At 70.6% G+C, this 12,472-nt stretch carries 14 protein-coding genes; 3 read left to right on the top strand and 11 right to left on the bottom strand.

The annotated features are described in order from the left end of the window. Positions 1-20: 20 nt before the first annotated feature. The 4 genes from ACFYOH_RS04310 to ACFYOH_RS04295 form a co-directional block, all read right to left on the bottom strand. On the bottom strand, positions 21-1,376 hold the full coding sequence (locus tag ACFYOH_RS04310) for a hypothetical protein (protein WP_388620968.1): 1,356 nt from the start codon (positions 1,374-1,376) through the stop codon (positions 21-23). Next, a complete protein-coding gene (locus ACFYOH_RS04305) occupies positions 1,366-1,920 on the bottom strand; it encodes a DUF6114 domain-containing protein (RefSeq protein ID WP_388620966.1) in 555 nt (184 codons plus the stop codon). The genes ACFYOH_RS04310 and ACFYOH_RS04305 overlap by 11 nt, the downstream gene beginning before the upstream one ends. Positions 1,921-2,037: 117 nt before the next feature. Continuing rightward, complete coding sequence (locus tag ACFYOH_RS04300) at positions 2,038-2,676, bottom strand: DUF6230 family protein (protein ID WP_388620964.1); 639 nt, start codon at positions 2,674-2,676, stop codon at positions 2,038-2,040. 624 nt (positions 2,677-3,300) lie between these two features. After that, positions 3,301-4,269 carry a tetratricopeptide repeat protein gene (locus tag ACFYOH_RS04295; RefSeq protein ID WP_388620962.1) on the bottom strand — a complete coding sequence of 323 codons (969 nt, stop codon included), beginning with the start codon at positions 4,267-4,269 and terminating at the stop codon, positions 3,301-3,303. 233 nt (positions 4,270-4,502) lie between these two features. Here ACFYOH_RS04295 and ACFYOH_RS04290 point away from each other — a divergent pair, with 233 nt between their 5' ends. Then, on the top strand, positions 4,503-5,120 hold the full coding sequence (locus tag ACFYOH_RS04290; protein ID WP_388620961.1) for a TetR/AcrR family transcriptional regulator: 618 nt from the start codon (positions 4,503-4,505) through the stop codon (positions 5,118-5,120). Positions 5,121-5,126: 6 nt separating this feature from the next. Here the strand turns inward: ACFYOH_RS04290 and ACFYOH_RS04285 are convergent, their stop codons facing one another. The 4 genes from ACFYOH_RS04285 to ACFYOH_RS04270 form a co-directional block, all read right to left on the bottom strand. Then, positions 5,127-6,827 (bottom strand): methylmalonyl-CoA mutase, encoded by a 1,701-nt coding sequence (locus tag ACFYOH_RS04285; RefSeq protein WP_388620960.1) that lies wholly within the window; start codon positions 6,825-6,827, stop codon positions 5,127-5,129. Positions 6,828-6,913: 86 nt separating this feature from the next. Further along, a complete protein-coding gene (locus ACFYOH_RS04280) occupies positions 6,914-7,252 on the bottom strand; it encodes a DUF3817 domain-containing protein (protein ID WP_388620958.1) in 339 nt (112 codons plus the stop codon). Between the two features lie 43 nt (positions 7,253-7,295). Further along, on the bottom strand, positions 7,296-7,805 hold the full coding sequence (locus tag ACFYOH_RS04275) for a MarR family winged helix-turn-helix transcriptional regulator (protein WP_388620957.1): 510 nt from the start codon (positions 7,803-7,805) through the stop codon (positions 7,296-7,298). A gap of 22 nt (positions 7,806-7,827) precedes the next feature. After that, a complete protein-coding gene (locus ACFYOH_RS04270; protein ID WP_388620955.1) occupies positions 7,828-9,084 on the bottom strand; it encodes an MFS transporter in 1,257 nt (418 codons plus the stop codon). Between the two features lie 74 nt (positions 9,085-9,158). Here ACFYOH_RS04270 and ACFYOH_RS04265 point away from each other — a divergent pair, with 74 nt between their 5' ends. Continuing rightward, positions 9,159-10,211: a DUF5937 family protein gene (locus ACFYOH_RS04265; RefSeq protein ID WP_388620953.1), complete on the top strand. Its 1,053-nt coding sequence runs from the start codon at positions 9,159-9,161 to the stop codon at positions 10,209-10,211. On the opposite strand, the gene ACFYOH_RS04260 is transcribed toward ACFYOH_RS04265, so the two are convergent. From ACFYOH_RS04260 to ACFYOH_RS04250, 3 genes are all read right to left on the bottom strand, one after another. Next, positions 10,159-10,911, bottom strand: coding sequence for a hypothetical protein (locus ACFYOH_RS04260; protein ID WP_388620951.1), 753 nt, complete (start codon positions 10,909-10,911; stop codon positions 10,159-10,161). The two genes, ACFYOH_RS04265 and ACFYOH_RS04260, sit on opposite strands and share 53 nt — an antisense overlap. Positions 10,912-11,009: 98 nt before the next feature. Beyond that, positions 11,010-11,303 (bottom strand): MTH1187 family thiamine-binding protein, encoded by a 294-nt coding sequence (locus ACFYOH_RS04255; protein ID WP_388620949.1) that lies wholly within the window; start codon positions 11,301-11,303, stop codon positions 11,010-11,012. Continuing rightward, positions 11,300-11,644, bottom strand: a complete 345-nt coding sequence (locus ACFYOH_RS04250) for a DUF3817 domain-containing protein (RefSeq protein ID WP_388620947.1) — start codon at positions 11,642-11,644, stop codon at positions 11,300-11,302. Before ACFYOH_RS04250 ends, ACFYOH_RS04255 begins: the two co-directional genes overlap by 4 nt. Positions 11,645-11,839: 195 nt before the next feature. On the opposite strand from ACFYOH_RS04250, the gene ACFYOH_RS04245 reads away from it, so the two are divergent. After that, the gene (locus ACFYOH_RS04245) at positions 11,840-12,472 is read left to right on the top strand and encodes an AIM24 family protein (protein WP_388620945.1); all 633 of its coding nucleotides are present in this window, start codon (positions 11,840-11,842) and stop codon (positions 12,470-12,472) included.

Below are 12,472 nucleotides of genomic sequence, written 5' to 3'. Positions count from 1 at the left end.
AACGGGCTTTGCAGGACCGGTCAGTCGGTCGTGTACACATGCATGCCGGGCACGTGCAGGTTGCCGCCGAACTGCGCCGCCTGCACCACGTGGACGTTGGTGAAGTAGATCAGCGGAAGGTTCAGCGGGGGCGGACTGTCGGGCGTGAACGTCATCGGGATCAGACCGAACAGGTTGCCCGAGATGCTCTGGGTGTACATCGTGGTGGCGCCGCCCCGGATGGTGGACGTCGAGCCCTGGGCCGCCTGCACGTGGTAGGTCTTGCCGGAGAGCTTGTCGTTCACCGTCTGGTGCAGGTCGCCGATGTCCGTGCCGCCGGAGATGACGTACTTCAGCACCTTCTTGGTGGTGCCGGACGCCGTCTTCACCTCGACGATGCCCTGGTAGTCGGCGCCCTTGAGCAGCAGCGAGCTGGCACTGAGGTACCAGGGGTCGTCCGCCACCGGCACCTTGTTGTCGACGCCGCTCTGGTCGGTCGTGGCCGCCGGGCAGTTCTGCGCCGAGGCGGAGGAGCTCGCCGACGGGTTCGGCGTGGCCGACTCGGCCGCCTTGACGGTGTCCTGGGCCGTCCTGGTGACCGTGTCGGTGGTCTTCTTGACCGTGTCGGTCGCCTTCTTGACCGTGTCCGCGACCGTCTTGCCTGCCGTGGAGACGGTGTCCTTCACGGTGTCGGTGACCTTGGAGCCGGACGACGACGCGTCCGGGGAGGCGCTCGCCGACGGGCTCGCGGACGGCGTCGAGCTCGCGGCGGAGCTGCCGGAGTCCGAACTGCCGCCGCCGAGGATGCCGCCGAGCGTGTCCCCGAGGGTGCCCAGCAGACCGCCGCTGCTCTTGGACGCGGACGGGGCGGGCGTGGCCGTGTCACCGCTGGACGACGACGAACCCGACGAACCGGCGCCCGAGGAGCCGGAGGTCGCGGACGGCTGGGGCGTGGCCTTGTCGCCGGAACCTGAATCCGACGAAGAGGTCTTGCCCGAGTCACCGGACTGCGTGGCCTTCGAGTCCTTGGCGTCCGCGCTCGCCGAGGGCGACGGGGTGGCCGTGTCGGCGCTCTTCGAGGCGGACGGCGAGGGCGACGACGAGGCGTCCTTGGACCCGTCCAGCGCCTTCACACAGTCCTTGTACTCGTCGGCCGTCAGGCTCTTGGACGTGGTCGACGGGGACGGGCTGCCGCCGTTGCCGGCCGCGAGGGCCAGCGAGGAGGTGAAGCCCATGCCCATCAGCACCGCCGTCGGCATCGCCACGGTGGCTATCGCCTTGCCGGCCGGCATGTGGAACCTGGTGAACAGCGGCTTCCTGGGGGCCGCGTGTCGGGGCCCGGTTCTCGCGCGCGACCCGTCCACATCGGTCGCGCGGGTCACCTCGTCAGCCGGCACTGTGCCTCCCGTTCGCCCCGTTGGCCGGGCTCGTTCCTGACAGGTCGTTCTCCCCCGCCGCGTCCATGCGCTGCTCGGGCAGCGGCGCGGTCCGCGGGGCACCGCCCTCGTCCGGGCCCGCCTCGGCCGGCGACTGCGGCTGCGGCGGAGTGCCCGGCGACCAGGCGACGGCCATCGCCCCTCCGATGAGGGCGAGCAGGAAGCCCATGATGAAGCCGCCGAAGTTGGAGACGGGCAGGGACACCAGCGCCAGCAGGATCGCGGCGACGCCCGCGAACGTCCGTACGTGCTTCTGGAACCAGAGGCTGATGCCCAGGACGATGAGCAGTACGCCGATGATCAGGGATCCCGCTCCCGCCGTCGTCGCCATCGCCAGCGTCAGATGCCCGACCTGGAGGTGGAAGTAGGGGAAGTAGATGATCGGAAGACCGCTGAGCAGGACGTACAGACCGGCCCAGAACGGACGCGTGCCCCGCCAGGCGCGGAACTGCAGCCTCCGGCGGGTGAACTGGCCGGGCGCGGCGGCAGGAGTCTCGGCGCTCATGGAAAACAGCTCCCTGGTGCGGCGTTGCTGTGGTCGTGATGTGTGCCGCGCGTGAAGACGCGGCCGGAGAGGGGACGGGCGGGGGCGCCATCGGCTCCCCCGCCCGTCAACGAGTGCTTAGTAGCACTCCGCGCCATCGGTCGACAGCGACATGTGCAGACCGCTCAGCTTGAAGGTGCCGGCGGTGGTCGCCCACGCCGTCTGCTTCACACCGACCAGCGTGGCCGAGTCGGCCTGCTGGGCGAAGCCGTACGGGTTGGCCTGCTCGCCCCCGCCCTTCATGCCCGGACCCTTGTCGGCGTCCTTGGCGGCAACACCGATGTCGATGTTGTTGAAGGTGGCGTCGGCGTTGAGGTCCGCGACGTCGATGTAGATCCGGTCGGCCTCGACCTTGTCGTGACCCGGTCCACCCGCCCGCAGGATCAGGCTGACCTTGCCGAAGATCGGCACGTCGGGCGTGACCACGGACTGGCACAGGTTGGTGATCTCGGCGTGGGTGAACGCCGACACGGCAACCGGGTGGAGCGTCTTCTTGCCGTTCAGTTCGTAGCCGTTGTCGAGGGCGCCGTACTGCTCGAAACCCTTGCCCTCGAGCGAGTCGGCCGTCACCTTGAACGACTGACCCGACACACTGAACGACGCGGCGAGAGCGCCCTGCGCGAGGGCGACACCTATCGCGGCCGTCGCGGCGACGCTGGGCACCATGACCACAGCGAACCGCTTCCATCTGGTCCCGCCACGCACCTGGGACTCCATATTTCCTCCTTCTCGGACGTACATCTCCTGGCCCGGACTCGCCACCGGTCGGCGGCTCAACCAGGCAGGGATGGGAGAAGTGCTACGTCCTCGGAAAGGAGAGCGCCCGCGCTCGGCGGCGCGAACCGCGCCCGAATCACCGGCGATCACCCCCGAGCGACAACCACTGGTCGCGCCTGACACGCATCACGCACAACCTTGCTGGACAGGCTTCGCCGTTGGGCGAAGACCCCCCTGCCCTAGAGCCGGCGCCACTGCCGTCGGCTCTGCTCGGTGGGGACCCAGATTCTCCCGTGACCCGACCGGCTGCCGGGGGTGAGGGAATGGACCGAGCGTCGCCGATCGTGGTGCATTCTCGCGCCGGGCACAAGGGGGTTCGTTACTGGCTAGTAACGGCCGGATAACCGGAGGACGACCGACCGGTCTCGGAGCGCGACGCTGGGTGGCATCCATGGGCAGAGCAAAGCCGTTGATCCCTGGATGAAACCAGACAGATCAACGGCCTCGACTTACTCCGAGTAACAGTTTGCGCAATTACCAAGCTTTGGTAAAGCAGAGCCGCTGTGACGACTCGTCGGCAAACCTTTCACCCCGGCATCACAAGCCGTGGCGTTTAGCGACTGGTCAGAACAGGGCGCGCGCGAGGGCCCTTCGTGCGCCCACCACGCGCGCATCCTCTGGTCCCACGACCTCGAACAGTTCGAGCAGCCGGCGCCGCACGGTGTCCCGGTCGTCACCCACCGTACGCTGCACGGTCTCGATCAGCCGTCCGAAGGCGTCCTCGACATGCCCGCCCACCAGATCCAGATCGGCGGCGGCGATCTGCGCGTCGGCGTCCTTCGGCTTCTCCGCGGCCTCCTGACGGACCTTCTGCGGGTCGAAGCCCTGCACCCGCTGCAGCAACTCGGCCTGCGCGAGACCCAGTTTGGCCTCGGGGTGGGCCGGGTCGTCGGCCAGCACGTTCTGGTACGCCCGGATGGCGCCGCCCAGGTCGCCCGCGTCCAGCGCCTCGGCGGCGGCGTTCAGCGCCGCGTCGTACGGCCCCGCCTGCTCCTGCGCGACCGCCTCGCCCGGCTGCGCGTCCGGGTCGACGGTCAGGCCGGTGATGCCGAAGCGCTGCTCGGCGACCTGCACCAGCTGGTCCAGGGTCTGCCGGATCTGCTGCTCGCCGGCCGCCCCCTGGAACAGCGGCAGCGCCTGTCCGGCCACGACGGCGAAGACGGCCGGGATGCCCTGCACCCCGAACTGCTGCATCAGCATCTGGTTGGCGTCGACGTCGATCTTGGCGAGGAGGATGCGCCCGCCGTACTCGACGGCCAGCCGCTCCAGGACCGGGCTCAGCTGCTTGCAGGGCTGACACCACTCGGCCCAGAAGTCGATGACGACGGGTACTTCGGCGGAGCGCTGGAGGACGTCCCTCTCGAAGCCCGCCTCATCGACGTCGATGACGAGATCGGCCGGGGCGACGGCACCCGTGCCGCCGTGCCGGGCGGCCTCGGCGCGCGTCTGCTCGGCCTTGGCCTTGGCCTCCTGGGCCGCCTTCACCGCGGCGAGGTCGACGACGCCGCTCATGGACATGTTCCGTGGCTGCATGCGTCTATCCTCCCCCGTTATCGCGCCGGAATGAAAAAGTGTCGTGCGCGGGCGCCGGGTCCCCACCCCACGCCCCCGTGGTCACCGCTCGCGTGCGTCCCGTGTACGTCCATCACGAGCCCGCACGCGCTTTCGCTACGACTCGTAGCGTAATGCCAGACGGACCCCCCGCGACACCACTCCCCGGTGATCTCCCTCACGACCGCACAGATCCCGCCGGTTATGGTCGAGGGATGCAGAGCCGCACTCCCGCCAGCCGTACCGGGCGCCCGCGCAGCGCCGCCGCGGACACCGCGATCCTGGCCGCGACCCGGGAGGCGCTGGTGGAACTGGGCTGGTCCAAGCTCACCCTGGGGGACGTGGCGACCCGGGCCGGGGTTGCGAAGACGACGCTGTACCGCCGCTGGGCCGGCAAGCCCGAGCTGGTGTGCGACGCGGTGGCGGAACTCTTCGACGAGCTGGAGCTTCCCGACCGCGGCAGCCTGGCCGCCGACATCGAGGGTGTGGTTTTGCAGTTCGCGGCCATCCTGGCCCGTCCGGAGGCCAAGAGTGGCCTGATGGCGGTGGTCGCCGAGTCCACCCGCGACGACGCCCTGCGCGAGCGCATCCGGGCCTCCATCGTGGAGCGCCAGATGCGCCTGGTCCTGCAGGGCCGCGCCCGCGCCCAGAGCCGCGGCGAACTCCCCCCGGAACCCGACCCGGAGGAGTCCGCCCGCACGGGCGACATGATCTTCGACATGGTCGCGGGCGCGGTGGTCCACCGCACCCTGGTGAGCGGCAAACCGGCGGACGAGGAGTGGGTCCGCGACTTCACGCGGGTACTGCTCCTGGGCCTTACCTCGTCCGCCTGAGCCCGCTCAGAAGCCCGCAGGCTCCGTGTACACGCCCCACTCGTCCCGCAGCACCCCGCAGATCTCGCCCAGCGTCGCCTCGGCCCGCACCGCGTCCAGCATCGGCTCGATCATGTTGGAACCCTCCCGCGCGGCAGCCAGCATGGCCTCCAGCGCGGAGCGCACCGCGGACTCGTCCCGCGTGGCCTTGCGCGCACCGAGGACGCGCACCTGCTCCCGCTCCACCTCATGGCTGACCCGCAGGATCTCCAGGTCCCCGGTCACGGAGCCGGTGTGGACATTGACGCCGACGACCTTCTTGTCGCCCTTCTCCAGCGCCTGCTGGTAGCGGAAGGCGGACTCGGCGATCTCGCCGGTGAACCAGCCGTCCTCGATCCCGCGCAGGATCCCGGAGGTGATCGGCCCGATCGGGTGCCGCCCGTCCGGGTGGGCCCGCAGGCCCCGCTCCTTGATCTGCTCGAAGATCTTCTCCGCGTCGGCCTCGATCCGGTCCGTCAGCTGCTCGACGTACCACGAACCGCCCAGCGGGTCGGCCACGTTGGCAACCCCGGTCTCCTCCATCAGCACCTGCTGGGTGCGCAGCGCGATCTCCGCGGCCTGCTCGCTGGGCAGCGCCAGAGTCTCGTCGAGCGCGTTGGTGTGCAGCGAGTTGGTCCCGCCGAGGACCGCCGCCAGCGCCTCCACGGCCGTACGGACGACGTTGTTGTACGGCTGCTGGGCCGTCAGCGACACACCGGCCGTCTGCGTGTGGAACCGCAGCCACTGCGCCTTCTCGCTCTTCGCGCCGTACACGTCCCGCATCCAGCGGGCCCAGATCCGGCGCGCGGCACGGAACTTGGCGATCTCCTCGAAGAAATCGACGTGCGCGTCGAAGAAGAAGGACAGACCGGGCGCGAAGACGTCCACGTCCAGGCCGCGGCTGAGCCCCAGCTCGACGTATCCGAAGCCGTCCGCCAGGGTGTACGCCAGTTCCTGCGCGGCCGTCGACCCCGCCTCACGGATGTGGTAGCCGGACACGGACAGCGGCTTGTAGGCAGGAATGCCGGCCGCGCAGTACTCCATGAGGTCGCCGATCAGGCGCAGATGCGGCTCGGGCTGGAAGAGCCACTCCTTCTGCGCGATGTACTCCTTGAAGATGTCGGTCTGCAGCGTGCCGTTGAGGACCGACGGGTCCACGCCCTGGCGCTCGGCGGCGACCAGGTACATGCAGAAGACGGGCACGGCGGGCCCGCTGATGGTCATGGAGGTGGTGACGTCACCGAGCGGGATGTCCTTGAACAGGACCTCCATGTCGGCGGCCGAGTCGATGGCGACCCCGCAGTGCCCGACCTCGCCGAGCGAGCGGGGGTCGTCGGAGTCGCGCCCCATGAGCGTCGGCATGTCGAAGGCCACGGACAGACCGCCGCCGCCGGCGGCCAGGATCATCTTGTACCGCTCGTTGGTCTGCTCGGCGTTGCCGAACCCGGCGAACTGCCGGATCGTCCAGGTACGCCCGCGGTAGCCGGTCGGATGGAGCCCGCGCGTGAAGGGGTACTCCCCGGGCCAGCCGATCCGCTCGAATCCCTCGTACGTGTCGCCCGGTCGGGGCCCGTACACCGGCTCCACGGGATCGCCGGAGAGCGTGGTGAAGTCTGCGTCCCGCTTGCGGGCCGCGTCGTAGCGGGCCTGCCAGCGTCGGCGGCCCTCCTCGATGGCGTGAGCGTCCATACCATCGAATTTACTTGGACGTCCTAGTAAATGTCGATGGCTGACCGCCGTACGGCGTCCGTACGGCGGTGTGACGCCGGTCGCCCTTACGCCTTGGCGACGGCCGGGGCCCGGTCGGCGACCTTGGCCTCCAGCTCGCGGCTGATCCTCCGCTCGACGAAGAAGGCGGCCGTGGGAATCGTCCCCGCGAGCAGCACCCACAGCTGCTTGCCGATCGGCATCTTCGTCTTGGAGCCCAGGTCGAAGGCGACGACGAGGTAGACGACGTACAGCCAGCCGTGGGCGATGGCGACGACCCGGGTGACGTCGGCGGCACCGCTGATGTCCAGCCCGTACTTCGCGATCATGCTCAGGCACAGCAGGACCAGCAGGACACCGGTGGTGTAGGCCATGACGCGGTAGCGGGTCAGCACGCTTCGTTTCATGCGAACGAGCGTAACCACCCGTTCCGGGAGATCTTGTCCGGGGTCACTCGTCCTCGAAGTCGTGCGCCGCGATGCGCAGCGGGCGGAGCATCGCGAAGATCTCCGCGCACTCCTCCGCGTCGTACACGCCGAGCCCGAAGTCCATCGCCATCAGGTCGCGGGTGGCCGCGTCGACCACCTCGCGGCCCTTGTCGGTGATGACGGCGAGGGTGCCGCGGCCGTCGTTGGGGTTGGGCCGCTTGGCGACCAGCCCGGACCTCACCAGCCGGTCGACCGTGTTCGTCACGGACGTGGGATGCACCATCAGCCGCTCGCCGATCTTGGACATGGGCAGCTCGCCGGCCTTGGAGAAGGTGAGCAGCACCAGTGCCTCGTACCGCGCGAACGTCAGTCCGTACGGCTTGACCACCGCGTCCACCTCGGCGAGCAGGATCTGCTGAGCCCGCATGATCGAGGTGATCGCGGCCATGGACGGCACGTTTCCCCAGCGCTGCTTCCAGAGCTCGTCGGCGCGCGCGATGGGGTCGAACGGGAGGCTGAGTGGCTTCGGCACGTCATCAGACCCTACCGGCCGGTCATATTCCGGGCAGCCCCGTCTCGGCTTTCGGTCGCTTCTCGGCCCCCGGTTCCTTCTCCGTGGCCCGGGCGGCCATCGCCAGCCCGCAACAGCACAGCACACCCGTCACACCGGCCCCGGCCACCGCCGTACGCAGGCCCACCGTCTGTGCCGCCACACCGGTCAGTACCATGCCGACGCCCTGGACGGTCATCAGCCCGGCCTGCAGCACGGTCATGGCCCGCCCGCGCAGCTCCCGCGGCACGGCCCGCACGAACCACTGGTCCAGGCCCAGCGTGTACGCCGACCCGGCCCCGGACAGCAGCAGGAGCACCAGGGAGGCGGCCAGTCCGGGGCGCAGGGCGTAGCCGAGGTACGGCAGCAGGGTCAGGCAGAGCAACGGGAGGGCGATGCGTTCGCGGGCCTTGGGCCCCAGCCGGGCCCCGGCGAACAGTTCACCGGCCACCGTGCCGACGGGCAGCGCGCACATCAGCAGGCCGAGGCCCACGGAGCCGCTGCCCAGCTCGTCGGCGTACGGCGCCGCCAGCGCCTCGGGTACGACCGAGAACGCCGACGGGATCCAGAACATGAGCAGCAGCACGCGCACCCGGCGGTCGGTCGGCAGGGCGCGCGGACCGGGCGGGGTGTCCGCGCCACGGCGCGTGCGGGCCGGGCGGTGCCGGGTGCCGCAGCGCAGCAGCGCGGCGGAGGCGAGGAAGGTGCCGACGGTGATCAGCAGGGCGTGGCGCGGGCTGACGGCGGTCAGCAGCAGACCGCCGAGGCCGTAGCCGACGAGCAGCGCGCTCTGCGCGACGATCCGCAGCAGCGAGCGGCCGAGGACGAACAGGTCCCCGTCGCCGAGGACGTCGGCCAGGGTGGCCATACGGGTGCCGGAGAACACCGGCGAGACGACGGCGAGCGCGCAGCGCAGCGCGAGCAGCAGCCCGATGCCGGTGCCCGGCACCGTCATCAGGGCCACACAGCCGGCGCACACCACATCGCAGCCGACCAGCACGCCCCGGGCCGGGAAGCGGTCGGCGACGGGCGCGAGCAGGGTGCCGCCGACGGCGTACGGCAGGAAGCCCAGCGCGAAGGTGAGCGCGCTCAGCAGGGGCGAGCGGGTGAGGTCGTAGACGAGGACGGAGAGCGCGATCTCGCTGACGATCACGCCCAGCATGGACAGGACGTGCGCGGCGAAGACGGCCCGGAACTCGGGCACGGCGAAGACACGGCCGTACCCGGCGGACGCCGGGCCGGCCCCGGTGGGAGCGGACATGCCGGGCAGCGTGCCCGGGGACAGTCCGGGAGCCGTAGAGTTTCGGCTCCAGCCGAATCCTCCCGGGGGTGTCCATGGCGTCGAGGCTGCACTTCGGCGACGACGACTTCCTGCGCTGCCGGTTCGCGATCTCCCCGCTGTGGGAGACGCAGGAGGCGGTGCGTACCCTGAGGCGGCCGGACCGGCACGCCTATCAGGCGCCCTGGCTACGGCGGATCAGGGACGCGGCGGCCGGGCTCGACCTGGCTCCGCTGTGGCTGCTGATGCCCCGGCGGGGGCACTCGCCGGACTGGCTCGGGGCGCCGCCGATCGGGCCGGCCGCCACGTTCGAGGAGGAGATCGCGGCCGTACGGGCGTCCGACCCGGAAGCGGCCCGCGAGGACACCGCGCTCTCCCTGGCCTGCACACCCGGCGCGCTGGAGTCGCCCCAGGGCCGCGCCTGGCTCGCGGACCCGGCCCGGATGATCGAGGAGCTGGCCGATGCCGTGGAGGAGGCCTGGCGGGCGCTGATCGCCCCGGACTGGCCCCGGCTGCGGGCTCTGCTGGAGGCGGACGTGGCCTTCCACTCCCGCCGCCTGGCCGAGGTGGGCCTCGGCACGCTGCTGCCGGAGCTGGACAGCCGCCTGTCCTGGGACGGGCGCACGCTGACGCTCGCCCTGCACACCGAGCACGCGCGCGACCTCGGCGGCCAGGGGCTCGTACTGATGCCGAGCGTCTTCTCGTGGCCCGACGTGATCACCGGTTTCGAACCGCCGTGGCAGCCGACGCTGGTCTATCCGGCCCGGGGAATCGCGGGCCTGTGGACGGAGTCGGGCGAACGGACGCCGGAGGCTTTGGTACGGCTGCTGGGCCGAAACCGCGCCGAGGTGCTGGCCGCGCTGGACGAACCGGCGACCACCACGGCACTGGCCCACCGGCTACGGCTGGCCCCCTCATCGGTGTCGGCCCACCTGACGGTACTGCGGGATGCCGGTCTGCTGACCTCACGGCGCTACGGACATCAGGTGCTGTACGAGCGGACGCCCCTGGGGGTGACACTGACGGGCTCCGGGACCTCGCAGGTCGCCCGGACCCTCACCCGTACGCCTCCAGCCGCCGCAGCACCCGCGGCGCACGCGCCCGGGTGACCGGCGCCCGCAGGCAGCGCCGGGCGGCGGGCGTCCCGGCCAGCGGCGCCTTGAAGACCGCGAGCGACCCGGCGACCACCAGCACCAGCGGGCACAGATAGGCCACGGTGTCGGCGAAGGACCCGAAGAGCCGCAGCAGCGACTCCAGCCCCAGCCCGGTCAGACACACCGTGAGGACAACCGCACGGACCGCCAGCTCGACGATCCAGTTGACCAGGGCCCGCTCGGGAGTGATCCCCCGCTCCAGCCACAGCCGGAGCCGGTCGAAGGACCACGCCGTCGCCCAGCCCGTCAGCGGCCGCAGGACCAGGCGGTCCGCGACCGCCCCGAACGCGCCCCCGCGGGCGCGGTACTCGTACCCGGTGAGCAGGCGCACGCCCTGCGCGTCGGGCACGTAACGCCAGTAGGCGCTCGCCTCGGCGATCGGGGAGAGCGGGTGCGAGGAGGAGAAACGCAGGGCGCACACGCGCGTGCCGTCGGGGCGGTCCCGCTCGCCGGCGGCGACACCGGTGGCGGGCACGATGAGCAGCGGCAGCACACGCCAGGTGCACGTGAAGCGCCGGGGCTCGCCCGCCACGCCCGGCAGGGGGGCGATGGACTTGAAGCGGAGGTCCCAGCGCAGGCGCGTGGCGGGGTCCTGGGTGTGCGCCCACAGCTCGTCGAAATCGGCGCGTATGTGTGTCTCTCGGTAGAGACCCATGGTGTTCCCCCAGGCCAGAGCGTGAAGTTGAGCGATCGCTCGGATGATCAGGAGGGGAACGTACACCTCCCCCGGCGACCGCTCAAAAGGGGGCCGAACTACTGCGCCAGATGCCGTTCCACGGTCTCGACCTTGGAGGTGAGCCCATCGGTCACGCCGGGGCGGATGTCGGCCTTCAGGACGAGCGACACGCGCGGGGCGCGCGCCTCCACGGCCGCGACGGCGCGCCTGACGACGGCCATGACCTCGTCCCACTCGCCCTCGATCGAGGTGAACATGGCGTCGGTGCGGTTGGGCAGCCCCGACTCGCGCACCACGCGGACGGCGTCGGCGACGTACTCCCCCACGTCCTCGCCGACGCCCAGCGGCGTCACGGAGAAGGCGACGATCATGCGTTCACGATTCCTTCCTTGCGGGCGCGGGCCGCGATGACGGCGTTCTCGGCCTCGCGGCGCAGCTTGCGCTCGGCGAAGAAGCCGCCGGTGGGCAGCACCGAGAGGACGAAGTAGAGGAGACCGGTCTTCAGCGGCCACTTGGCGCGGTTCCAGGCGTCCGCCCAGAAGATCACGTACAGGATGAACAGGACGCCGTGGACCGCGCCCATGACGGGGACCGCGTTGAAGTCGGTGGTCCGCTTCAGCACCGAGCAGACGAGGAGGATCAGGAAGGACACGGCCTCGGGCGCGGAGACCAGGCGGAGGCGGCGGAGGGCGGTGGCGGTCTTGATGTCCACGGATCACCTTCGGTGGGAGGGGGCGCGACGGTCTCGCGGTTACGGTCCGTCGGCTGCGGGCTGCCGTTTGTGAACGCACGCACAAGCGTTCCACCATTGAAGCAAACGGCGGCCCTAGGGGTCCGCTCAGGGTCGGTATCCACCCACGGGCCCTGTTCCGTCCACCCGTGGCGCCGCTACTTTCGCTCCGTGGCGATGTTCCGACTTCAAGGCAGCAAGGTGCTCGCCGTCGACATGACCGGGGACGCCGTGAAGGCGAAGAACGGCTCGATGGTCGCGTACGACGGGCAGATGAGCTTCAAGAAGCTCACCGGTGGGGGCGAGGGACTGCGCGGGATGGTGACCCGGCGGCTCACCGGCGAGCAGATGACGGTGATGGAGGTGAAGGGGCACGGCACGTGCTGGTTCGCGGACCGGGCGACCGAGATCAACCTCGTGAGCCTCCGGGGCGACAAGCTGTACGTGGAGTCGAGCAACCTGCTCGTGACGGACGCGGGGCTGCGCACGGGCACGACGTTCACCGGGCTGCGCGGCGCCTCGCAGGGCAACGGTCTGTTCACCACGACCGTCGAGGGGCACGGGCAGGCGGCGATCATGTCCGACGGGCCGGCGGTCGTGCTCCGGGTCACCCCGCAGTACCCGCTGATCGTCGACCCGGGTGCCTACATCGCCCACCAGGGCGACGTGCGGCAGTCCTTCCAGTCCGGGGTGACGTTCCGCACGTTCTTCGGGGAGGGCGGCGGCGAGGCCTTCCAGATCCGCTTCGAGGGCGACGGACTGGTGTACGTGCAGCCGAGCGAGCGGAACACGATCGCGGGGGATCTGTAG

Origin of the sequence: Streptomyces sp. NPDC007856 (assembly GCF_042868225.1) — a bacterium.
In the GTDB taxonomy this organism is placed as follows: Bacteria; Actinomycetota; Actinomycetes; order Streptomycetales; family Streptomycetaceae; genus Streptomyces.
Note: the sequence above shows the minus strand (reverse complement) of the source record. Positions and strands in the feature narration are given on the sequence as shown.

Excerpts from the sequence above, each read along its gene's own strand:
- ACFYOH_RS04295 (WP_388620962.1), bottom strand. The coding sequence starts at position 4,269 with ATGCAGCCACGGAACATGTCCATGAGCGGCGTCGTCGACCTCGCCGCG.
- ACFYOH_RS04290 (WP_388620961.1), top strand. The coding sequence starts at position 4,503 with ATGCAGAGCCGCACTCCCGCCAGCCGTACCGGGCGCCCGCGCAGCGCC.
- ACFYOH_RS04255 (WP_388620949.1), bottom strand. The coding sequence starts at position 11,303 with ATGATCGTCGCCTTCTCCGTGACGCCGCTGGGCGTCGGCGAGGACGTG.
- ACFYOH_RS04300 (WP_388620964.1), bottom strand. The coding sequence starts at position 2,676 with ATGGAGTCCCAGGTGCGTGGCGGGACCAGATGGAAGCGGTTCGCTGTG.
- ACFYOH_RS04305 (WP_388620966.1), bottom strand. The coding sequence starts at position 1,920 with ATGAGCGCCGAGACTCCTGCCGCCGCGCCCGGCCAGTTCACCCGCCGG.
- ACFYOH_RS04260 (WP_388620951.1), bottom strand. The coding sequence starts at position 10,911 with ATGGGTCTCTACCGAGAGACACACATACGCGCCGATTTCGACGAGCTG.
- ACFYOH_RS04270 (WP_388620955.1), bottom strand. The coding sequence starts at position 9,084 with ATGTCCGCTCCCACCGGGGCCGGCCCGGCGTCCGCCGGGTACGGCCGT.
- ACFYOH_RS04285 (WP_388620960.1), bottom strand. The coding sequence starts at position 6,827 with ATGGACGCTCACGCCATCGAGGAGGGCCGCCGACGCTGGCAGGCCCGC.
- ACFYOH_RS04280 (WP_388620958.1), bottom strand. The coding sequence starts at position 7,252 with ATGAAACGAAGCGTGCTGACCCGCTACCGCGTCATGGCCTACACCACC.
- ACFYOH_RS04245 (WP_388620945.1), top strand. The coding sequence starts at position 11,840 with ATGTTCCGACTTCAAGGCAGCAAGGTGCTCGCCGTCGACATGACCGGG.
- ACFYOH_RS04265 (WP_388620953.1), top strand. The coding sequence starts at position 9,159 with ATGGCGTCGAGGCTGCACTTCGGCGACGACGACTTCCTGCGCTGCCGG.